Genomic DNA, 21515 nt, shown 5'->3' with positions numbered 1-21515 from the left:
ATGCTTGCATACATAATCCGACGGCTCTTCGCCGTCGTCGTGATGCTGCTCGTCGTCACCCTGGTGACGCTCAGCATCTTCTTCCTCATCCCCAAGATGACCGGCAGTGACCCTGCCGCGATGTTCGTCGGCAAGCAGGCGGATCCGGCTTCCATTGAGGGCATCCGTCAGAAGCTGGGCCTGGACGAGCCGATCCTGGTGCAGTTCTGGCACTTCGTCTCCGGAATCTTCGTCGGCCGTGACTACACGGGCGGCGGCGAGACCATCCACTGCGCGGCCCCCTGCCTCGGCTACTCGTTCCGCACCGAGCAGGACGTGTGGTCGATGCTGGTCGACGCCTTCCCGGTCACGCTCTCCATGGTGCTCGGCGCCGCGGTGCTGTGGCTGGTCATGGGCGTCTCCACCGGCGTCGTCTCCGCGCTCAAGCGGGGCACGATCGTCGACCGGGCCGCGATGATCACCGCGCTCGCGGGCGTCTCGCTCCCCATCTTCTTCACCGCCATGCTGGCGATGCTCGTCTTCCGCACGCAGCTGGGCTGGCTCAACGCCTCGTACGTGCCGATCACCGAGTCCTTCGGCGGCTGGTTCGGCGGTCTGCTGCTGCCGTGGGTCACCCTCGCCTTCCTCTACGCGGCGATGTACGCGCGGCTCACCCGCGCCACCATGCTGGAGGTCCTGGGCGAGGACTACATCCGCACCGCGCGGGCCAAGGGCCTGCCGGAGCCGGTGGTGCTCGGCAAGCACGCCATGCGCTCCACCATGACGCCCATCCTGACCATCTTCGGCATGGACCTCGGCGCCCTCATCGGCGGCGCGATCCTGACCGAGACCGCGTTCAGCCTCCACGGCCTCGGCGGCCTCGCCATCAAGGGCGTGAGCGAGCGCGACCTGCCGCTGATCCTGGCGGTGACCCTCGTGACGGCGTCCTGCGTGGTCATCGCGAACCTCGTGGTCGACCTCCTGTACGCCGTGATCGACCCCCGAGTGAGGCTCGCATGACCGACAAGCTGACGAAGACCGGCGCCGCGCTCGGCGAGCCGGTCGCGTCCGGCAAGGACGCCCCGTCGGACGCCTTCCTCGACGTCCGCGACCTCCGGATCCACTTCCCGACCGACGACGGTCTGGTGAAGTCGGTCGACGGCCTCACCTTCCAGCTGGAGAAGGGCAAGACCCTCGGCATCGTGGGCGAGTCCGGCTCCGGCAAGTCGGTCACCTCGCTCGGCATCATGGGCCTGCACACCGTCGGCCAGTACGGCCGGCAGAAGGCCCGCATCTCGGGCGAGATCTGGCTCAACGGCCGGGAGATGCTCACCGCGGACCCCGAAGAGGTGCGCCGCATGCGCGGCCGCGAGATGGCGATGATCTTCCAGGACCCGCTGTCCGCGATGCACCCCTACTACACGGTCGGCCATCAGATCGTGGAGGCCTACCGGGTCCACAACCAGGTCGACAAGAAGACCGCCCGCAAGCGGGCCGTCGAACTCCTCGACCGCGTGGGCATCCCCGAGCCGGCCAAGCGGTTCGACAACTACCCGCACGAGTTCTCCGGCGGCATGCGCCAGCGCGCGATGATCGCGATGGCGCTGGTGAACAACCCCGAGCTGCTCATCGCGGACGAGCCCACCACCGCGCTCGACGTGACCGTCCAGGCCCAGATCCTCGACCTGATCCGGGACCTGCAGAAGGAGTTCGGCTCCGCGGTCATCATCATCACCCACGACCTCGGCGTCGTCGCCGAGATCGCCGACGACATCCTCGTCATGTACGGCGGGCGGTGCGTGGAGCGCGGCTCGGCCGAGGACGTCTTCTACGAGCCCAAGCACCCCTACACCTGGGGACTGCTCGGCTCGATGCCCCGCATCGACCGCGAGCAGACCGACCGTCTCATCCCGGTCAAGGGCAACCCGCCCAGCCTCATCAACGTCCCGAGCGGCTGCGCCTTCAACCCGCGCTGCCCGTACGCGGACGTCCCCAAGGGCGGCATCACCCGGACCGAGCGCCCCGAGCTGACCGAGACCGGCAGCCGCCACTTCTCGGCCTGCCACATGTCGCCCGAGGAGCGGACCCGGATCTGGACCGAAGAGATTGCGCCGAAGCTGTGACCGACACCATGGAATCCTCGCCGGAGCCCCGCGAGCCCCTGCTCAAGGTCACCGGCCTGCAGAAGCACTTCCCCATCAAGAAGGGCCTGCTGCAGCGTCAGACCGGCGCCGTGAAGGCGGTCGACGGCATCGACTTCGAGGTCTACCCCGGTGAGACCCTCGGCGTCGTCGGCGAGTCCGGCTGCGGCAAGTCGACGATGGGCCGGCTGATCACGCGCCTCCTGGAGCCCACGGGCGGCCGGATCGAGTTCGAGGGCACGGACGTCTCCCACCTCGGGGTGGCGAAGATGCGTCCGCTGCGCCGCGACATCCAGATGATCTTCCAGGACCCGTACGGCTCGCTGAACCCGCGCCACACGGTCGGCTCGATCGTCTCGGCCCCCTTCAAGCTGCAGGGCGTGGAGCCCGAGGGCGGCGTGAAGAAGGAGGTCCAGCGCCTGCTCAGCCTGGTCGGCCTCAACCCGGAGCACTACAACCGCTACCCGCACGAGTTCTCCGGCGGCCAGCGCCAGCGCATCGGCATCGCGCGCGCCCTGGCCCTGAAGCCGAAGCTGGTCGTCGCGGACGAGCCCGTCTCCGCCCTGGACGTCTCCATCCAGGCGCAGGTGGTCAACCTCCTGGACGACCTGCAGGAAGAGCTCGGCCTCACGTACGTGATCATCGCGCACGACCTGTCGGTCATCCGCCACGTCTCCGACCGCATCGCGGTCATGTACCTGGGCAAGGTCGTCGAGCTCGCCGACCGCAAGTCCCTGTACGAGTCGCCGATGCACCCGTACACCCGGGCCCTGATGTCCGCGGTCCCGATCCCGGACCCGCGCCGGCGCGGTGCCAAGAACGACCGCATCCTCCTGACCGGCGACGTCCCGTCCCCGATCGCCCCGCCCGCCGGCTGCCGCTTCCACACCCGCTGCTGGAAGGCCACGGAGGTCTGCAAGACCCAGGAGCCCCCGCTCCTGGAGCTCCGCCCGGGCCAGCGCGTGGCCTGCCACCACCCGGAGAACGCGGACGGCCTGACGATCCCGGCGGCCCGCGAGTCGGTCGACGTCGTGATCACGAAGGCCCCGGCGCCGGACGCGACGGCCGAGCAGGACGAGACGGCCGCGACGGCCGAGGCGGAGGCGACGGCCGAGGCCGGCGAGTCCCAGGCCGCCGAGGCCGCCGGGACCGCCGACGCGGACGCTCCGGCGGAGCCGGAGAAGTCGCCCGAGGCGTGACCGCGCGGTGAGGCCCCCGTTGCCCTGGGCAGCGGGGGCCTCACGGCGTCTCCGGGCGCGACCGGGGCGGGGCGCCGAGCCCGTCCGGCGGACCGGGACAATGGGGCGGTGCTCCACGACCTGTTCAACCCCTCCGTCCAACACGCCCTCGACCTCGTCGGCATCTTCGTCTTCGCGATCTCCGGCGCCCTCCTCGCCGTGCGCAAGAACTTCGACGTCTTCGGCATCGCCGTGCTCGCCGAGGTCACGGCGCTCGGCGGCGGCCTCCTGCGGGACCTGATCATCGGCGCCGTTCCGCCCGCCGCGTTCACGGATCTCGGCTACTTCCTCATGCCGCTGGTGGCGACCGTGCTCGTCTTCTTCCTGCACCCGGAGGTCGAGCGCACCCAGACCGCGGTCAACGTCTTCGACGCGGCGGGCCTCGGGCTGTTCTGCGTGACCGGCACGACCAAGGCGTACGACTACGGTCTCGGCCTGACCTCGTCCGCGGCGCTCGGTCTCGCCACGGCCGTCGGCGGCGGTGTGCTGCGCGACGTGCTCGCGAACGAGGTGCCGTCGCTGCTGCGCTGGGACCGCGACCTGTACGCCGTGCCGGCCATCGTGGGTGCGACGCTGACCGTGCTCTTCATCCGCTTCGACGCGCTCAACGCGTACACCAGCGGCACCGCCGTCGCGACCGCCTTCCTTCTGCGCCTGCTCGCGATGCGGTACCACCTGCGGGCCCCGCGTGCCTGGAACCGCCGCTCCTCCGCCCGCGAGGAGCCCGAAAAAGCTACCGCTCAGTAGCTAAATCCTGTACCGTCGCCGACATGAGCACGAGCAGCATCGAGACGGTGAGCGAGTTCGACCGCGACACCGCCGTGACCCTTCGCGAGCCCGGCGTCTACGACGCCGAACTCTCCGCGGGCTGGACGATCATCCACGCCGTCAACGGCGGCTACCTCCTCGCTCTCCTCGGCCGCGCGCTCGGCGACCACCTGCCGCACCCGGACCCGTTCACGATCTCGGCGCACTACCTGACGCCCTCCGTGCCGGGTCCCGCGGTCATCCGCACCGAGACGGTCCGCACCGGCCGCACCCTCTCCACCGGCCAGGCCTCCCTCCTGCAGTACGCCGAGGACGGCACCGAGGTCGAGCGCATCCGCGTGCTCGCCTCGTACGGCGACCTGGACGCGCTGCCGGACGAGGTCCGCACCACCGCGACCCCGCCCGCCATCGCGCCGATCGACCAGTGCTTCGGCGCCTCCGACGGCCCCGCCCCGGCGATCCCCGGCTCCTCCGCGATCACCGAGCGGCTCGACATCCGCCTCGACCCGGCCACCGTGGGCTGGGCCGTCGGCGCCCCGTCGGGCAAGGGCGAGATGCGCGGCTGGTTCGGCCTGGCCGACGGCCGTCAGCCCGACCCGCTCTCCCTGCTCCTCACCGTCGACGCCCTGCCGCCGACCTCCTTCGAGCTGGGCCTCAAGGGGTGGACGCCCACCGTCGAGCTCACCACCCACGTCCGCTGCCGCCCGGCCCCCGGTCCGCTGCGCGTCTCCATCACCACCCGCAACCTCGCGGGCGGCTTCCTGGAGGAGGACGCCGAGGTCTGGGACTCCGCCGACCGCCTCGTCGCGCAGTCCCGCCAGCTGGCCCGCGCACCCCGCGGCTGAGCCGAGCCCCGAGGTCCTCGCCCCGCCCGTCGCCCGCGCCACCTCGCCGGGTGGCGGCCGGGGCGGCGCGCTGCGCGGCGTAAACAGGCCAGAAGGCGGCGGCGCCGGGGCCGCCTCGTAGAATCGTTCCCACCATGGCATACCTCGACCACGCCGCGACCACGCCGATGCTGCCCGAGGCGATCGAGGCGATGACCGCCCAGCTCGCCGTCACGGGCAACGCCTCCTCGCTGCACGCCGCCGGCCGTCGCGCCCGGCGGACCGTCGAGGAGGCCCGCGAGACCCTCGCGGGCGCGCTCGGAGCCCGGCCCAGCGAGGTGGTCCTCACCTCCGGCGGCACCGAGGCCGACAACCTCGCCGTGAAGGGCCTGTTCTGGGCCCGCCGCGCCGCCGACCCGCGCCGCACCCGCGTCCTGGCCAGCCCCGTCGAGCACCACGCCGTCCTCGACGCCGTCGACTGGCTCGCCGGCCACGAGGGCGCGACCGTCGAGTACCTGCCCGTCGACACCCACGGCCGGGTCCACCCGGAGGCCCTGCGCGAGGCTCTCGCGCGGGACCCCGGCTCGGTCGCGCTCGCCACCGTCATGTGGGCCAACAACGAGATCGGCACGATCATGCCGATCCGTGAACTCGCCGAGGTCGCCGCGGAGTTCGACGTCCCGCTGCACGCCGACGCCGTCCAGGCCTTCGGACAGATCCCGGTCGACTTCGCCGCCTCCGGGCTCGCCGCCATGACCGTCTCCGGACACAAGATCGGCGGCCCCTACGGCATCGGCGCCCTCCTCCTCGGCCGCGAGTACACCCCCGTGCCCGTCCTGCACGGCGGCGGCCAGGAGCGGCACGTCCGCTCCGGCACCCTCGACGTGCCCGCCGTCGCGGCCTTCGCCGTGGCCGGCCGGCTCGCCGCCGAGGGCCGCGAGGAGTTCGCCCGCACCGTCGGCGGCCTGCGCGACGAGCTCGTCGGCGCCGTCCGCGCCGCCGTCCCCGACGCGATCCTCGGCGGCGACCCGGTCGACCGGCTTCCCGCCAACGCCCACTTCACCTTCCCCGGCTGCGAGGGCGACTCCCTGCTGCTGCTCCTCGACGCGGTCGGCATCGAGTGCTCCACCGGCTCCGCCTGCACGGCCGGCATCGCGCAGCCCAGCCACGTCCTGCTGGCCACCGGCGCCGACCCCGACCTGGCCCGCGGCACCCTGCGCTTCACCCTCGGCCACACCTCCACCAAGGAGGACGTGGCGGCGGTCGCGGAGGCCATCGGCCCGGCGGTGGAACGGGCCCGGGCGGCCGGCCTGAGCTGACCGGTCCCGCCCCGGCGGGGCCGCCCGCCCCCTCGGGACCGCCTCAGCCCAGCCGCGCCCGCTCCTGCCGTACGAGGGCCAGATAGCGCTTCCAGTCCCAGTGCGGGCCCGGGTCCGTGTGGTCCGTGCCCGGCACCTCGACGTGCCCGATGACGTGCTCCCGGTCCACGGGGATCCCGTACCGCGCGCATATGTCGGCCGTCAGCCGCGCCGAGGCCGCGTACATCGCCGCCGTGAAGTCCTGCGGCCGGTCGACGAAGCCCTCGTGCTCGATGCCGATGCTGCGCTCGTTCATGTCCCGGTTCCCGGCGTGGAAGGCCACGTCGAGCTCGCGGATCATCTGCGCGACGTGCCCGTCCCTGCGGACGACGTAGTGCGCGGCGGCGCCGTGCCCCGGGTCCTTGAAGACCTTCAGGGCGGAGGCGTAACTGCCCTGGACGACGTGGATCACCACCCGGTCGATGACGTAGTCGTCCGGACGGTCCGCCCGCCGCCAGTTCGCCCGCGAGGCCGCCGACCACTCGGCGCCCTTGTGGTCCAGCTCGCCCTCGACCCGCTTCTTCTCCATCCCCGGCAGGCGCCAGTAGAGACGCGCCAGCTCGTCCCGGGCGAAGACGACCGTGCCGGCGACGGCGACGGTGCCGCCGAGCAGCACCGCCCGCCGCCCCGGCCCCTGACCGCCGCCCCTGCCCTTGCCCCCGGCCCCGGCGGCACCCTTGCCGCCGCCCTTGCCCCTGCCGCCGGCCCTGCCCGCGCCGCCGCCCTGTCCCTTGCTCCCCATGTGATCGAGAACGCTTACTCGGGCGACCGCGGTTCCCCCCGCCCCGTACCCTGGTAGGGCTATGACTCAGACCTCGCCGCAGCGCCCCCGCCCCCGCTCCCTCCGGGTCCTCGCCGCCATGTCCGGCGGAGTCGACTCCGCTGTCGCCGCCGCCCGCGCCGCCGAGGCCGGGCACGACGTCACCGGCGTGCACCTGGCCCTCTCCGCCAATCCGCAGTCCTTCCGGACCGGCGCGCGGGGCTGTTGCACCATCGAGGACTCGCGCGACGCCCGGCGGGCCGCCGACGTCATCGGCATCCCGTTCTACGTGTGGGACCTCGCCGAGCGCTTCCGCGAGGACGTCGTCGAGGACTTCGTCGCCGAGTACGAGGCGGGCCGCACGCCCAACCCGTGCCTGCGCTGCAACGAGAAGATCAAGTTCGCCGCGCTCCTCGACAAGGCGCTCGCGCTCGGCTTCGACGCCGTCTGCACCGGGCACTACGCGACCGTCGTCCTCAAGGACGACGGCACCCGCGAGCTGCACCGCGCGTCCGACCTGGCCAAGGACCAGTCGTACGTCCTCGGCGTCCTCGACGAGAAGCAGCTGGCGCACGCCATGTTCCCGCTCGGCGACACCCTCACCACCAAGGACGAGATCCGCGCGGAGGCGGAGCGGCGCGGCCTCGCCGTGGCCAAGAAGCCCGACAGCCACGACATCTGCTTCATCGCCGACGGCGACACCCAGGGCTTCCTGGCCCGGCACCTCGGCACGGCGGAGGGCGACATCGTCGACGAGTCCGGTACGAAGGTGGGCAGCCACCAGGGCGCGTACGGCTTCACCATCGGCCAGCGCAAGGGCCTGCGGATCGGCCACCCGGCCCCCGACGGCAAGCCGCGCTACGTCCTCGACATCTCCCCGGTGAACAACACGGTCACCGTCGGCCCGGCCGAGTCCCTGGACGTCACCGCCCTCACCGCGATCAAGCCCCGCTGGTGCGGCACCGCGCCCGAGGGCCCCGGCCGCTACACCGCCCAGCTCCGCGCCCACGGCGGCGAGACCCCGGTCACCGCGGTCATGGAGGCCGGCGAGCTGCGGGTCGCCTTCGACGAGCCGGTCCGGGGCGTCGCCCCGGGCCAGGCGATCGTCCTCTACGACGGCACGCGCGTGGTCGGCTCGGCCACGATCGCGACGACGGCACGCAAGACGGCGGCGCCGGCCGGCGCGTAGGGCTCACGGCGGAGTGAGGGCGCGGTCCCCGGCCGGGTCCTCCCCGTAGAAGTCGGCCAGGACCGGCGCCAGCACGTGCGGCGCCACCTCGTGCGTCTGGCCGGTCAGGGTGCGGTGCCGGCCGCGCGGGACGGCCGCCGCGACCGTCCGGGCCGCCCGCCGCGTCCCGGCGGGGCTCGCGCCGCCGTCGACCACCAGCACGCGCGCCCGCACCCGCCCGAGCCGGTCCGCCTGGTCCGCGCCGCACGTCGGCTCGTACACCGAGACCGGCCCCACCGGCACCCCGGCCGCCGCCGCGGCCAGCGCGAGCGCCCCGCCGGACGCCGTCCCGTGCACCGCCGCCGTCCCGCTCGCGCCGCCCACCGCGGTGACGAGCGCCGCCAGGTCCGCGATCTCCGACTCCCCGCAGTCCGCCGCGTCCCGCCGGTCGTACGCGACCACCGAGAAGTACCGGGCGAGCAGCCCGGCCAACGCCCGCTCCGCCCCCGCCGTACCCGGCGCCCCGCCCACCAGGATGACCGGCGGCCCCTCCCCGTAGCGCTCGTAGGCGATCCGGGTCCCGTCCTGCGCCCTGACCAGGCCCTTGGCCCGGCACGATGTGGTGTTCACCTCGTCCATGGAAGGGCAGACCGCGGCCGCCGCCGGAACTCATCGCTCCCGGCCGGAACTTCCCGGAGAAAAACGGGGCCGTCGGTGCCAGGGCCTACCGTGGGGCCATGAACATCTGCGTCTTCCTCTCCGCCGCCGACCTCGAGGAGCGGTACACGGCCCCCGCCCGTGACTTCGCCCGCCGCCTCGGAAAGGCCGGCCACACCCTGGTCTGGGGCGGCTCGGACACCGGCCTGATGAAGGTCGTCGCGGACGGCGTGGAGGAGGCCGGCGGACGCCTCGTCGGCGTCTCGGTGGACTTCCTCGCCGCCAAGGCCCGCCCGGTCGCGGACGAGATGGTGATCACCAAGGACCTGGCCGAGCGCAAGGCCCTGCTGCTCGCCAAGTCGGACGCGATCGTGATCATGGTCGGCGGCACCGGCACCCTGGACGAGGCCACCGAGATCCTGGAGCTGAAGAAGCACGGCCGGCACACGAAGCCGGTCGTCCTGCTCAACACGGCCGGCTTCTACGACGGCCTCGAGATCCAGTTCCGCCGCATGGAGGAGGAGGGCTTCCTGCCGCGCCCGCTCGGCGAACTGGTCCACTTCGCCGAGGACGGGGCGGCCGCGCTCGCGTATCTGGAGCAGGACATCGCCTCCCGCGGATGATGCGAGCATGGGGCCCATGGCTACTCATGTGATCACCGGAGCCGGCTCCGGCATCGGCGCGGCCGTCGCGCGGCGCCTGCACGCGCGCGGGGACGAGCTCGTGCTGCACGCGCGCGACGCCGGGCGGGCGAAGGAGCTGGCGGCGGAGTTCCCCGGGGCGCGGACGCTCGTCGGCGACCTCGCCGACCCGGACCGGCTCTCCTGGGCGTTCTCGCACCAGAGCCTGCCCGAGCGGGTCGACACCCTGCTGCACATCGCCGGCGTCGTCGACCTCGGCCCGGTCGGCGACCTCACCCCGAAGACCTGGCACCACCAGCTCAACGTCAACCTGGTCGCGCCCGCCGAGCTGACCCGCCACTTCCTGCCCCAACTGCGGGTCTCCAAGGGCCACGTCGTCTTCGTGAACTCGGGCGCCGGGCTCAACGCGCACGCCGAGTGGAGCGCCTACGCCGCCTCCAAGCACGGCCTGAAGGCGCTCGCCGACTCGCTGCGCCACGAGGAGCACGCCAACGGCGTGCGCGTCACCTCCGTCTACCCGGGCCGGACCGCGAGCCCCATGCAGGCGAAGGTGCACCAGCAGGAGGGCAGGGAGTACGACCCCGAGAAGTGGATCGACCCCGAGTCGGTGGCCACCACGATCGTCATGGCGATCGACCTGCCGCGCGACGCCGAGGTCAACGACCTGACGGTGCGGCCGGGGCGCTGACGCCGGGACGACGGGGACGGGCGCGTGGGGCGGGTCGCCCGCTCCCCGTGCTCACCGCTCCCCGTGCTCACCGCCCCCCGTGCTCACCGCTCCCCGTGCTCACCGCTCCCCGTGCTCACCGCTCCCCGTGCTCACCGCCCCCGGGCGGCGGGCAGCGGGGGCCACCAGGGTCACCGGGGTCACCCGGGCCCGCCGGCGCCTCCGTGCCCCGGGGTCACCCGGCCGTCGGAGACGCCGTGCGACGTACGCTTCCCGGGTGAGCGACGAGAGCGACAAGAACGAGAAGACCGCGTTCCCCTGGGGCCCCGCCACCGGCGTCGGGTCCATGCCCGGCGGGGACGCCCGAGAGGCCGCCAAGACCGTGACGGGGTCCTTCGAGGACTTCCCGTTCCTCGCGGAGCTGCCCGCCCGCGGTCCCGGCGCGGACATGATCGGGCGGACCGCCGGGATGCTCGTCGAGCTGTACGCGCACGTGGAGCCCAGCGGCTGGCGGATCAGCGACCGGCCGGGCCGGGACACCCGGCGGGCGGTCTCCTGGCTGGGCGAGGACCTCGACGCCCTGGAGGAGTTCACCCAGGGGTACGAGGGACCGCTCAAGGTGCAGGCGGTGGGCCCGTGGACGCTCGCCGCCGCCCTGGAGCTGCGCGGCGGCGAGGCGGCGCTCGGTGACCCGGGGGCCTGCCGGGACCTGACGGGCTCGCTCGCCGAGGGACTGCGCGGGCACCTCGCGGAGGTGCGCAAGCGCGTGCCCGGCGCCCGGATCGCGCTGCAGCTGGACGAGCCCTCACTGACCGCCGTCCTCCTCGGCCGGATCCGGACCGCCAGCGGCTACCGCACCCACCGGGCCGTCGACCGGCAGATCGTGGAGAGCGCGCTGCGCGAGGTGATCGAGGCGCACGACGGCCCGGTCGTCGTGCACTCCTGCGCGCCCGGCGTGCCGTTCGGGCTGCTCCGCCGGGCCGGTGCCGCCGGGGTCTCGTTCGACTTCGGGCTTCTCACCGAGCGTGACGAGGAGCCGATCGGGGAGGCCGTGGAGGCCGGGACCAAGCTCTTCGCCGGTGTGGTGCCGTCCACGGACCCGGCCTCGGGGGCATTGTCGGACCCGGGAGGTAGCGTCATGGGTGTCAGGACGCTGTGGCGCAGGCTGGGGCTGAATCCGGGGACTCTGGCGGAGTCCGTGGTGGTGACCCCGACCTGCGGTCTCGCGGGTGCCTCGCCGGCGTACGCCCGCAAGGCGCTCGCACACTGCGCCCGGGCGGCGAGATCGCTCGCGGACAACCCAGAGTGACCGGGTTTCAGGCATCGGGAGGACGAGAAACGGTGGCAGTCGAACAGGGGGCCCCCGCCGAGGCGCGGGAGAAGCACGCCGAGCTGGCGGAGCAGGTCGAGGAGCACCGCTTCCGGTACTACGTGAAGGACCAGCCGGTCATCAGCGACGCGGAGTTCGACAAGCTCCTGCGGTCCCTGGAGGCCCTGGAGGAGCAGTACCCGGACCTGCGGACGCCGGACTCGCCGACCCAGAAGGTCGCCGGGACGTACGAGACGGACTTCACCTCGGTCGAGCACCGCGAGCGGATGATGTCCCTGGACAACGCGTTCGACGACGGGGAGCTGTCCGCCTGGGCCGAGCGCGTCGCGCGGGACGTCGGCACCTCCGACTACCACTACCTGTGCGAGCTCAAGGTCGACGGCCTCGCGGTGAACCTCACGTACGAGCACGGCCGGCTCACCCGGGCGGCCACCCGCGGCGACGGCCGCACCGGCGAGGACATCACGCCGAACGTGCGGACGATCGCCGACATCCCGGACCGGCTGCGCGGCGAGCGCATCCCGGACCTGGTGGAGATCCGCGGCGAGGTCTACTTCCCGATGGAGGCCTTCGAGGGGCTCAACGCGCGCCTGGTCGAGGCCGGCGACAAGCCCTTCGCCAACCCGCGCAACGCGGCGGCGGGTTCGCTGCGCCAGAAGGACCCCAAGGTGACGGCGACCCGCCCGCTGCACATGGTGGTGCACGGCATCGGCGCCCGCGAGGGCTTCGACATCTCCCGCCTCTCGGAGACGTACGAGCTGCTCCACGAGTGGGGCCTGCCCACCGCCCGGCACAACAAGGTCGTCTCGTCCCTCGACGAGGTCCGCGCGTTCATCGCCTACTTCGGCGAGAACCGGCACTCGGTCGAGCACGAGATCGACGGCGTCGTCGTCAAGCTCGACGAGATCGCCCTCCAGGGCCGGCTCGGCTCCACCGCGCGCGCCCCGCGCTGGGCGATCGCCTGGAAGTACGCGCCGGAGGAGGTCAACACCAAGCTGGTCGACATCAAGGTCGGCGTCGGCCGCACCGGGCGCGTCACGCCGTACGCCCAGGTGGAGCCGGTGACCGTGGCCGGTTCCGAGGTCGAGTTCGCCACCCTGCACAACCAGGAGGTGGTGAAGGCCAAGGGCGTGCTGATCGGCGACACGGTCGTGCTGCGCAAGGCCGGTGACGTGATCCCGGAGATCCTCGGCCCGGTGGCGGACCTGCGGGACGGCACCGAGCGCGAGTTCGTGATGCCCTCCGAGTGCCCGGAGTGCCACACGCCGCTGAAGCCGATGAAGGAGGGGGACATCGATCTGCGCTGCCCCAACGCGCGGACGTGTCCCGCCCAGCTGCGTGAGCGGGTGTTCTACCTGGCGGGCCGCCAGTCCCTGGACATCGAGAACTTCGGCATGGTCGCCGCGGCGGCGCTCACCCGCCCGCTGGAGCCGGCCGAGCCGCCGCTGCGCGACGAGGGCGATCTGTTCGACCTGACGATCGAGCAGCTGCTGCCCATCAAGGCGCACGTCCTCGACCCGGACAGCGGGCTGCCCAAGCGCGACCCGAAGACGGGCGAGGAGAAGGTCGTCTCGGTCTTCGCCAACCAGAAGGGCGAGCCGAAGAAGAACGCGCTGGCCATGCTGGCCAACATCGAGGCCGCCAAGACCCGGCCGCTGGCCCGGTTCATCAACGGCCTGTCGATCCGGCACGTCGGCCCGGTCGCTGCCGAGGCGCTGGCCCGCGAGTTCCGCTCGCTGGAGCGGATCGAGCAGGCGACCGAGGAGGAGCTGGCGGCCACCGAGGGCGTCGGCGGGATCATCGCCGCCGCGGTGAAGCAGTGGTTCTCCGAGGAGTGGCACCGCGAGATCGTGCGCAAGTGGCGCGCGGCCGGGGTGAGCTTCGAGGACGAGGGCGCCGGGGAGGAGCAGGGGCCGCGCCCGCTGGACGGCCTCACCGTGGTCGTCACGGGCACCCTGCAGAACTTCACCAGGGATGGCGCAAAAGAGTCGCTGCAGGCCGTGGGTGCGAAGGTCACGGGTTCCGTTTCGAAGAAGACGGCCTTCGTCGTCGTGGGGGACAACCCGGGCTCCAAGTACGACAAGGCGATGCAGCTGAAGGTTCCGGTTCTGAACGAGGAAGGCTTCGTCATCCTGCTCGAACAAGGGCCCGAAGCCGCTCTGGAGGCCGCTCTCCCCGCCGAGGGCTAGTCCCCCGAACGCCCGCGGAAGTTCACCCGTTCAGCGCATACCAGATCGTTACGGGTGGCCGGGTCGCATTCGGGCAAGACATGGAGAGCGCTGCCCGTCGGAGCCCTCCGCGGCCTAGTGTGGTGACCGTGCGTCCGCCGCGCACGGCCGTGTGAGGGCCCTGCCGGCGCGAGCAGGAGCAGGACACGCGGTACGGCACGCGGCGGGACGACGGCCCAGTGGCATGACGACGGCCCCGCGATGCGACGCACCGCCGGCTGTGAGAGGGACGGGAATGAAACCGACCGAGAGTGCCGCCCCGGTCGCACGGCCCCAGGGCCGAGCGGCGTTCGTGGGCATCACCTCCGGGCTGCCCGGAGCTTTGGTGGGCATCGCCGCCGTCGCGCTCGCCGCCGGTCTCTACCGGGCGCTGAGCACCGGGGAAGGCCTCTTCCCCGGCGGCGCCGCCGGCTGGTCCCTCGCCGTCCTCACCGGACTCATCGTCGGCCACCTCGTGGCCCTCGGCCGCGACCGCTGGTGGGGCGGCACCGGCTCCGGCGCCGCCCTCACCCTCGCCGTCCTGCTCCTCTACGGCTGGGTGCCGGCCTCCCTGGTCTCGCTCACCGTCGTCCTCCTCGTCGCCGCCGCCCGCCGGCACCGCTGGCGACAGGGCCTGCTGCACGGCGCCGTGGACGTCATCGGTACCGGCGTCGCCGCCCTCGTGCTCGCCACCTTCGGGGACGTCCCCACCGTCGCGGAGCCCTGGCGGCCCCTCGACTGGGGGATCGCGGACGTACCGGAAGTGATGCTCGCCGCCGTCTCCTACCTCGTGGCGACCCGGCTCATGCTGTGGTATGCGCTGGCCCCGCAGAGCAGCGGACTGCCCACGGCCGCCCGCACCGCCCTGCTCCGGCAGGGCCTCGTCGCCGTCGCCCTGCTCGGCATCGCCCCCCTCATCTGCGTCGTCGCCGCCGCCGGCCCCGCGCTCCTGCCGCTCTTCGCCGTCCCGCTCATCGCCCTCGACTCCACCCTGTGGATCGCCCGCGCCCGCGCCGAGGAGCAGCTGCGCGACCCGCTCACCGGACTGCCCAACCGGCAGTGGCTCCTGGAGCGCACCTGGACCGCCCTGGAGGAGGCCGAGGGCGAGGGCGTCCGCTCCGCCCTCGTCCTGATCGACCTCGACCGCTTCCGCTCGGTCAACGACACCCTCGGGCACCTCGCCGGCGACCGGCTGCTCCTCCAGATCGCCGAACGCCTCCGGCTCGCGCTGCCGCGCGGCGCCGAGGCGGCCCGGCTCGGCGGCGACGAGTTCGCCGTCCTGCTGCCCACCGCCGACTCCACCACCAGCGCCCAGCGGGTCGCCCGGCACCTCGTCGCCGAGCTGTCCTCCCCGCTCGACCTCGACGGGCTCACCCTCGTCCTGGAGGCCAGCGCGGGCGTCGCCGTCTTCCCCGAGCACGCCCTCGACGCCGAGGGCCTGCTGCGCCGCGCCGACGTCGCGATGTACCAGGCCAAGCGGGACCGCACCGGCGTCGAGGTGTACGAGTCCAAGCGCGACTCCAACACCCCCGACCGCCTCGGCCTCCTCGGCGACCTGCGCCGCGCCCTCGACGCCGGCGAGGTCGAGCTGCACTACCAGCCCAAGGTCCGCTTCGACGGCCAGGTCGCCGGCCTGGAGGCGCTGGTCCGCTGGGTGCACCCGGAGCGCGGAAAGGTCCCGCCGGACGAGTTCATCGCCATCGCCGAGTCCTCCGGCCTGATGCCCCACCTCACCGAGTACGTCCTGGAGACCGCCCTCGCCCAGGTGGCCCGCTGGCGCGCCCAGGGCCTCGACGTGCCCGTCGCCGTCAACGTCTCGCCGCGCGACGTGCACACCCCCGGCTTCGCCGGCGCCGTCGCCGCCCGGCTCGCCCGGCACGGTGTGCCGGCCGGCGCGCTCCAGCTGGAGATAACGGAGCACGTGCTCCTGGAGGACCCCCAGCGGGCCGCCGACACCATGGCCGGGCTCACCGGCCACGGCGTCAAGATGTCCCTCGACGACTTCGGCACCGGCTACTCCTCGCTCGTGCACCTGCGCCGCCTCCCGGTGAGCGAGCTGAAGATCGACCGCTCCTTCGTCGCCCGGCTCGCCGTCGACACCGAGGACGCCGAGATCGTCCGCTGCACCGTCGACCTCGCCCACTCCCTGGGCCTGCTCGTCGTCGCCGAGGGCGTCGAGGACGACGAGACCTGGGAGCGCCTGCGCGACCTGGGCTGCGACGCCGTGCAGGGCTGGCTGGTCGCCGCCGCCATGCCCCCCGGCGAGACCACCGCCTGGCTCCTCGCGCGAGGGGAGCACGGCTGGCGCCGCCCCTCGGAGCTCGCCGCGAACGCGGCGCTCGTCGAGGTCGAACACCCCTCGGACCACGTCGTCCAGTAGGCGTGCGGACAGCCGCGCCGACCGCCGTGACGACGCCGTACGGACGGCGTACGGGCGGCGCGCGGATCACGGGAGGCCCCCGCGGGGGCAAACCGTTTCACGGGTTCCGGTGCGGGCCCCATAGGATTGGGGCCAACACCATCAGACTCACCCCGTGAGGATCCGCATGCCTGGCATCACGCGCGAGGAGGTCGCCCACCTCGCACGGCTGGCACGTCTGGAGCTCAAGGCCGAAGAACTCGACCACTTCGCCGGACAGCTCGACGACATCATCGGCGCGGTCGCCCGCGTCTCCGAGGTCGCAGACCAAGACGTACCGCCGACCTCCCACCCGCTGCCGCTGACCAATGTCATGCGCGCGGACGAGGTCCGTCCGTCGCTCACCCCCGAGCAGGCGCTCTCCGGCGCCCCGGCCCAGGAGCAGCAGCGTTTCAAGGTGCCGCAGATCCTGGGGGAGGACTAAGAACGTCATGACGGACAACAGCACCATCATCAAGCTCACCGCCGCCGAGATCGCGGCGAGGATCGCCTCCGGCGAGCTCACCGCCGTCGAGGTGACCGAGGCCCACCTGGCCCGCATCGACGCCGTCGACGAGAAGGTCCACGCCTTCCTGCACGTCGACCGCGAGGGCGCCCTCGCCCAGGCCCGCGCCGTGGACGAGAAGCGCGCCCGCGGCGAGAAGCTCGGCCCGCTCGCCGGTGTGCCGCTGGCGCTCAAGGACATCTTCACCACCCAGGGCGTGCCCACCACGGTCGGCTCGAAGATGCTCGAGGGCTGGATCCCGCCGTACGACGCGACGCTGGTCAAGAAGCTCAAGGCCGCCGACGTGGTCATCCTGGGCAAGACCAACATGGACGAGTTCGCCATGGGCTCCTCCACCGAGAACAGCGCCTACGGCCCGACCGGCAACCCCTGGGACCTGACCCGGATCCCCGGCGGCTCCGGCGGTGGCTCCTCGGCCGCCCTCGCCGCGTACGAGGCCCCGCTCGCCATCGGCACGGACACCGGCGGCTCGATCCGCCAGCCCGCCGCCGTCACCGGCACCGTCGGCGTCAAGCCGACCTACGGCGCGGTCTCCCGCTACGGCATGGTGGCCTTCTCCTCCTCGCTCGACCAGGGCGGCCCGTGTGCCCGTACGGTCCTCGACGCGGCCCTGCTGCACGAGGCCATCGCCGGCCACGACCCGCTCGACTCGACCTCGATCGACGCCCCGGTCCCGCCGGTCGTCGAGGCCGCCCGCAACGGCTCGGTCGCCGGGATGCGCGTCGGCATCGTCAAGCAGTTCCGCGGCGAGGGCTACCAGGCCGGTGTCGTGCAGCGCTTCGACGAGTCCGTCGAGCTGCTGAAGTCGCTGGGTGCCGAGATCGTCGAGCTGGACTGCCCGTCCTTCGACCTCGCGCTCTCCGCGTACTACATCGTCGCGCCGTCCGAGTGCTCCTCGAACCTGGCCCGCTTCGACGGTCTCCGCTACGGCCTGCGCAACGGCGACGACGGCAGCCGGTCCGCCGAGGACGTCACCGCGCTCACCCGCGAGGCCGGCTTCGGCCCCGAGGTCAAGCGCCGCATCATCCTCGGCACGTACGCGCTGAGCTCCGGCTACTACGACGCGTGGTTCGGCTCGGCCCAGAAGGTCCGTACCCTCATCACCCGTGAGTTCGAGCAGGCCTTCGAGCAGGTCGACGTGATCGTCTCCCCGACGACGCCGACCACCGCCTTCCCGATCGGCGAGCGCGCCGACGACCCGATGGCGATGTACCTCGCGGACCTGTGCACCATCCCGACCAACCTGGCCGGCAACGCCGCCATGTCGCTGCCCTGCGGCCTGGCGCCGGAGGACGGTCTGCCGGTCGGTCTGCAGATCATCGCCCCCGCCCTGAAGGACGACCGTCTGTACAAGGTCGGTGCCGCGGTCGAGGCCGCCTTCGTGGAAAAGTGGGGCCACCCGCTGCTCGAGGAGGCTCCTTCACTGTGAGCGACGCACGCGCGGCCGCCGGGCCGCAGACAGCGACGATGGCCGCACCTCTGCGCCGCGAGGGCGGAGAAGCGAACGGAGAGATGCTGTGAGTGCCATGGCAAAGAAGGCCAAGAACTTCAAGAAGTCGAAGACGGGCATCTACGTCTCGCTGGCGACGACCGCGTTCGGCGCCGTCAGCGTCGCGAAGCAGGCCAAGCTGGCCCGCAACGACAACGACGTGCTGCGCCTGATCGACTCCGCCGTGTCCGCCGCCGCCATCGTCACCGGCCTCGCGATCCTGTACCGCGAGCTGAAGCGCCTCGGCGACGACGACGTCCTGCTGGGCTGAGAGGGAAAGTTCCACCGTGACTGTCACTGAACTGCTGTCGTACGAGGCGGCGCTCGCCGCGTACGACCCCGTCATGGGCCTGGAGGTCCATGTCGAGCTCGGCACCCGCACCAAGATGTTCTGCGGCTGCTCGACCGAGCTCGGCCAGGACGCCAACACGCAGACCTGCCCGACCTGCCTCGGCCTGCCGGGCTCGCTCCCGGTCGTCAACGCGGTCGGCGTCGAGTCCGCCATCAAGATCGGTCTCGCGCTGAACTGCGAGATCGCCGAGTGGTGCCGCTTCGCCCGGAAGAACTACTTCTATCCGGACATGCCGAAGAACTTCCAGACCTCCCAGTACGACGAGCCGATCGCCTTCGACGGCTACCTGGACGTCCAGCTGGAGGACGGCGAGATCTTCCGCGTGGAGATCGAGCGCGCCCACATGGAGGAGGACACCGGCAAGTCCACCCACATCGGTGGCGCGACCGGCCGCATCCACGGCGCCTCGCACTCGCTGCTCGACTACAACCGGGCCGGCATCCCGCTGATCGAGATCGTCACCAAGCCGATCGTCGGCGCGGGCGAGCGGGCCCCCGAGGTCGCCAAGGCGTACGTGGCGGAGCTGCGCGAGCTGATCCGTGCCCTGGGCGTCTCCGAGGCGCGCATGGACAAGGGCCAGATGCGCTGCGACGTCAACCTGTCGCTGATGCCGAAGGGTTCCGACACCTTCGGTACGCGCTCGGAGACGAAGAACGTCAACTCGCTCCGCTCGGTGGAGCGCGCGGCGCGCTTCGAGATCCAGCGGCACGCGGCGGTCCTCTCCTCCGGCGGCTCGATCGTCCAGGAGACCCGTCACTTCCACGAGGACGACGGCACCACCACCTCGGGCCGCATCAAGGACAACGCCGAGGACTACCGCTACTTCCCGGAGCCGGACCTGGTGCCGGTGGCCCCCTCCCGCGAGTGGGTCGAGGAGCTGCGGAAGGGACTGCCGGAGCTGCCGCGCGTGCGGCGCAACCGGCTGCGCGAGGAGTGGGGCCTGTCCGAGCTGGACATGCAGTCCATCCTCAACGCGGGTGCGGTCGACCCGATCGTCGCCACGATCGAGGCGGGCGCCGACGCGGCGTCGGCCCGCAAGTGGTGGATGGGCGAGCTGGCCCGCAACGCCAACGAGCAGGGCGTCTCGCTGGACGAGCTCCCGATCACCCCGGCGGACGTCGCCCGCGTGTCGGCCCTGGTCGCCTCCGGTGACCTGAACGACAAGCTGGCCCGCCAGGTCATCGAGGGCGTCCTCGCGGGCGAGGGCACCCCGGACGAGGTCGTCGAGAAGCGCGGTCTGAAGGTCGTCTCCGACGACAGCGCGCTCGGCGCGGCGGTCGACGAGGCCATCGCAGGCAACGCGGCCATCGCCGACAAGATCCGCGGCGGCAAGGTCGCCGCGGTCGGAGCCCTGGTCGGCGCGGTCATGAAGGCCACCCGTGGCCAGGCCGACGCGGCGAGGGTCAAGGACCTGATCCTGGAGCGGCTCGGCGTCACCGAAGGCTGATCCCCGCCCCTGCCCGTAGGGTCAACGCAGCGGCCCCGCACCGGAGTTCGTCCCGGTGCGGGGCCGCTGCTATACGATCATGATGATCGGACAACTGACCGTATGGGGGAATACATGTCTGTTTTTCGAAGAGCCCTGGCGCTTGCCGCCGTCGGCTCGCTCGCGCTGATCGGCCTCCAGGCCGGTCCGCTCGCGACCGAGGCGGCCGCGGCGGGCGCACCGGACGGCGGTCGGTTCCAGGGCGTCAACTGGGCGGACCCGCGTGACAACTTCGCCGTCGACGCCGTCGTGCCGACCGGCCTGTCGGCCGAGGACGACTACCTGACGACGTACTACAAGTCCACCGCGGTCGTCGGGCAGTTCCAGAGCAAGTTCGGGATCAACACCCTCCGCCTGCCGGTCAACCCGGCCTCCGTGAACGGCGCTTGGTGGGACTCGTACCGCGGTGCGATCGACGCGGCCGTCGCCAGGAACGTCAAGGTCGTCCTCGCCTACTGGGAGGGCCCCGGAGCCGCCAGGAACGGCCGGATCGACGACAAGGCCGCGTACGACGCCATGTGGGGGACGCTCGTCGAGCGCTACGGCGACACCGACCGGGTCTACTTCGAGCCGATGAACGAGCCGTACGGCTACTCCGCGACCGAGTGGGCCGACCTCTCCGCCGAGTGGCTGGGCTCCCACGGCGCCGTCCCGCGCGAGCGCGTCTTCGTCGGGGGCGTCGGCGTCAGCGAGGACGTCCGGCCCGTCTGTGCCGACCCGCGGCTGAGCGGCACCCACCTGTCCCTGCACCACTACGGCTTCTGGCACACCGACTGGACCGATCCGGCCCGCTGGGCCGCCGACCTGCGGACCAAGGTCGGGAACTGCGCGTCCCGGACCGTGCTGACCGAGTTCGGCGCCGACCTCGGCACCGGAATCGACTACAACGGGCCGGTCGGCGGGCGCTGGCAGACCGCCGCGCTCCAGGCCCAGACGGACACCGTGCGCGAGCTGGGCATCGGCGCGGTCTACTGGCCCGGTCTGCGTGCCGGCGACGGCTACAGCCTCACCGAGCTGCAGGGCACCGGCACGGACCTGACCCTGCGCACCACCAACACCTCGGCGGCCGACCGGCTCGCCTGGGCCTGGTGGGGCACCGGCCGTCCGGCCACGACCTCGGGCCCGCTGCGCGGCGTGGGCTCCGGCCTCTGCCTGGACGTCCCCGGGGCCTCTCAGGAGCCGGGCACCAAGATGATCATCTGGTACTGCAACGGCCAGGAGAACCAGCGCTGGACGTACACCGCCGCCAAGGAGCTCCGGGTCTACGGGAACATGTGCCTGGACGTCGACCACGGCGGCACCGCGGGCGGCACGCCGCTGATCCTGTGGCCCTGCAACGGCGGCAGCAACCAGAAGTGGAACATCAACGCGGGCGGCTCGATCACCGCGCAGGACTCCGGCCTGGCGCTGGACGTCGGCGGCAAGGCCACGGCTGCCGGCAGCGCGGTCGGCCTCTGGTACGCCAACGGCGGCACCAACCAGCAGTGGCAGCGGCTCTGAGCGGGTGACGCGCGGAGCTGACGCCT

At 72.5% G+C, this 21515-nt stretch carries 19 protein-coding genes; 17 read left to right on the top strand and 2 right to left on the bottom strand.

The window, feature by feature from the left end:
- The 6 genes from ACIGXE_RS22690 to ACIGXE_RS22665 all read left to right on the top strand — a co-directional run bounded on the left by ACIGXE_RS22690 (nt 1) and on the right by ACIGXE_RS22665 (nt 6269).
- The gene (locus ACIGXE_RS22690; protein WP_399750081.1) at nt 1-999 is read left to right on the top strand and encodes an ABC transporter permease; all 999 of its coding nucleotides are present in this window, start codon (nt 1-3) and stop codon (nt 997-999) included.
- The gene (locus tag ACIGXE_RS22685) at nt 996-2102 is read left to right on the top strand and encodes an ABC transporter ATP-binding protein (protein WP_399750079.1); all 1107 of its coding nucleotides are present in this window, start codon (nt 996-998) and stop codon (nt 2100-2102) included. Before ACIGXE_RS22690 ends, ACIGXE_RS22685 begins: the two co-directional genes overlap by 4 nt.
- A gap of 8 nt (nt 2103-2110) precedes the next feature.
- Complete coding sequence (locus ACIGXE_RS22680; protein WP_399750077.1) at nt 2111-3319, top strand: ABC transporter ATP-binding protein; 1209 nt, start codon at nt 2111-2113, stop codon at nt 3317-3319.
- Nucleotides 3320-3427: 108 nt separating this feature from the next.
- On the top strand, nt 3428-4105 hold the full coding sequence (locus ACIGXE_RS22675) for a trimeric intracellular cation channel family protein (RefSeq protein ID WP_399750075.1): 678 nt from the start codon (nt 3428-3430) through the stop codon (nt 4103-4105).
- Nucleotides 4106-4128: 23 nt separating this feature from the next.
- Nucleotides 4129-4971 carry a thioesterase family protein gene (locus ACIGXE_RS22670; protein ID WP_399750073.1) on the top strand — a complete coding sequence of 281 codons (843 nt, stop codon included), beginning with the start codon at nt 4129-4131 and terminating at the stop codon, nt 4969-4971.
- A 134-nt stretch (nt 4972-5105) separates the two neighbouring features.
- A complete protein-coding gene (locus ACIGXE_RS22665) occupies nt 5106-6269 on the top strand; it encodes a cysteine desulfurase family protein (protein ID WP_399750071.1) in 1164 nt (387 codons plus the stop codon).
- 43 nt (nt 6270-6312) lie between these two features.
- Here ACIGXE_RS22665 and ACIGXE_RS22660 read toward each other — a convergent pair whose 3' ends face one another.
- Entirely contained in the window at nt 6313-7050 is a 738-nt protein-coding gene (locus ACIGXE_RS22660; protein ID WP_399750069.1) for an N-acetylmuramoyl-L-alanine amidase, read from the bottom strand.
- 61 nt (nt 7051-7111) lie between these two features.
- Here ACIGXE_RS22660 and mnmA point away from each other — a divergent pair, with 61 nt between their 5' ends.
- A complete protein-coding gene (gene mnmA, locus ACIGXE_RS22655) occupies nt 7112-8257 on the top strand; it encodes a tRNA 2-thiouridine(34) synthase MnmA (protein WP_399750066.1) in 1146 nt (381 codons plus the stop codon).
- A 3-nt stretch (nt 8258-8260) separates the two neighbouring features.
- On the opposite strand, the gene ACIGXE_RS22650 is transcribed toward mnmA, so the two are convergent.
- Nucleotides 8261-8875: an alpha/beta fold hydrolase gene (locus ACIGXE_RS22650; protein WP_399750064.1), complete on the bottom strand. Its 615-nt coding sequence runs from the start codon at nt 8873-8875 to the stop codon at nt 8261-8263.
- Between the two features lie 98 nt (nt 8876-8973).
- Here ACIGXE_RS22650 and ACIGXE_RS22645 point away from each other — a divergent pair, with 98 nt between their 5' ends.
- From ACIGXE_RS22645 to ACIGXE_RS22600, 10 genes are all read left to right on the top strand, one after another.
- The gene (locus tag ACIGXE_RS22645; RefSeq protein WP_399750062.1) at nt 8974-9516 is read left to right on the top strand and encodes a TIGR00730 family Rossman fold protein; all 543 of its coding nucleotides are present in this window, start codon (nt 8974-8976) and stop codon (nt 9514-9516) included.
- 7 nt (nt 9517-9523) lie between these two features.
- Entirely contained in the window at nt 9524-10222 is a 699-nt protein-coding gene (locus ACIGXE_RS22640) for an SDR family oxidoreductase (RefSeq protein WP_399750060.1), read from the top strand.
- Between the two features lie 325 nt (nt 10223-10547).
- Entirely contained in the window at nt 10548-11510 is a 963-nt protein-coding gene (locus ACIGXE_RS22635; RefSeq protein WP_399750156.1) for a methionine synthase, read from the top strand.
- Nucleotides 11511-11542: 32 nt separating this feature from the next.
- On the top strand, nt 11543-13720 hold the full coding sequence (ligA, locus tag ACIGXE_RS22630; protein ID WP_399750059.1) for an NAD-dependent DNA ligase LigA: 2178 nt from the start codon (nt 11543-11545) through the stop codon (nt 13718-13720).
- A gap of 274 nt (nt 13721-13994) precedes the next feature.
- Nucleotides 13995-16118 (top strand): putative bifunctional diguanylate cyclase/phosphodiesterase, encoded by a 2124-nt coding sequence (locus tag ACIGXE_RS22625; protein ID WP_399750057.1) that lies wholly within the window; start codon nt 13995-13997, stop codon nt 16116-16118.
- A 166-nt stretch (nt 16119-16284) separates the two neighbouring features.
- Nucleotides 16285-16581 (top strand): Asp-tRNA(Asn)/Glu-tRNA(Gln) amidotransferase subunit GatC, encoded by a 297-nt coding sequence (gene gatC / locus ACIGXE_RS22620; RefSeq protein WP_010984178.1) that lies wholly within the window; start codon nt 16285-16287, stop codon nt 16579-16581.
- 7 nt (nt 16582-16588) lie between these two features.
- Nucleotides 16589-18091, top strand: coding sequence for an Asp-tRNA(Asn)/Glu-tRNA(Gln) amidotransferase subunit GatA (gatA, locus tag ACIGXE_RS22615; protein ID WP_399750055.1), 1503 nt, complete (start codon nt 16589-16591; stop codon nt 18089-18091).
- Between the two features lie 97 nt (nt 18092-18188).
- Nucleotides 18189-18422 (top strand): hypothetical protein, encoded by a 234-nt coding sequence (locus tag ACIGXE_RS22610; protein ID WP_360310704.1) that lies wholly within the window; start codon nt 18189-18191, stop codon nt 18420-18422.
- A gap of 16 nt (nt 18423-18438) precedes the next feature.
- A complete protein-coding gene (gatB, locus tag ACIGXE_RS22605; protein WP_399750053.1) occupies nt 18439-19950 on the top strand; it encodes an Asp-tRNA(Asn)/Glu-tRNA(Gln) amidotransferase subunit GatB in 1512 nt (503 codons plus the stop codon).
- 114 nt (nt 19951-20064) lie between these two features.
- A complete protein-coding gene (locus ACIGXE_RS22600; RefSeq protein ID WP_399750051.1) occupies nt 20065-21489 on the top strand; it encodes a lectin in 1425 nt (474 codons plus the stop codon).
- The last annotated feature ends 26 nt before the right edge of the window (nt 21490-21515 follow it).

This window comes from Streptomyces sp. NPDC053431, assembly GCF_044544925.1.
Lineage (GTDB): Bacteria > Actinomycetota > Actinomycetes > Streptomycetales > Streptomycetaceae > Streptomyces.
The sequence above is the reverse complement of the archived record's forward strand: the minus strand, read 5'-3'. Positions and strand labels throughout refer to the sequence as shown.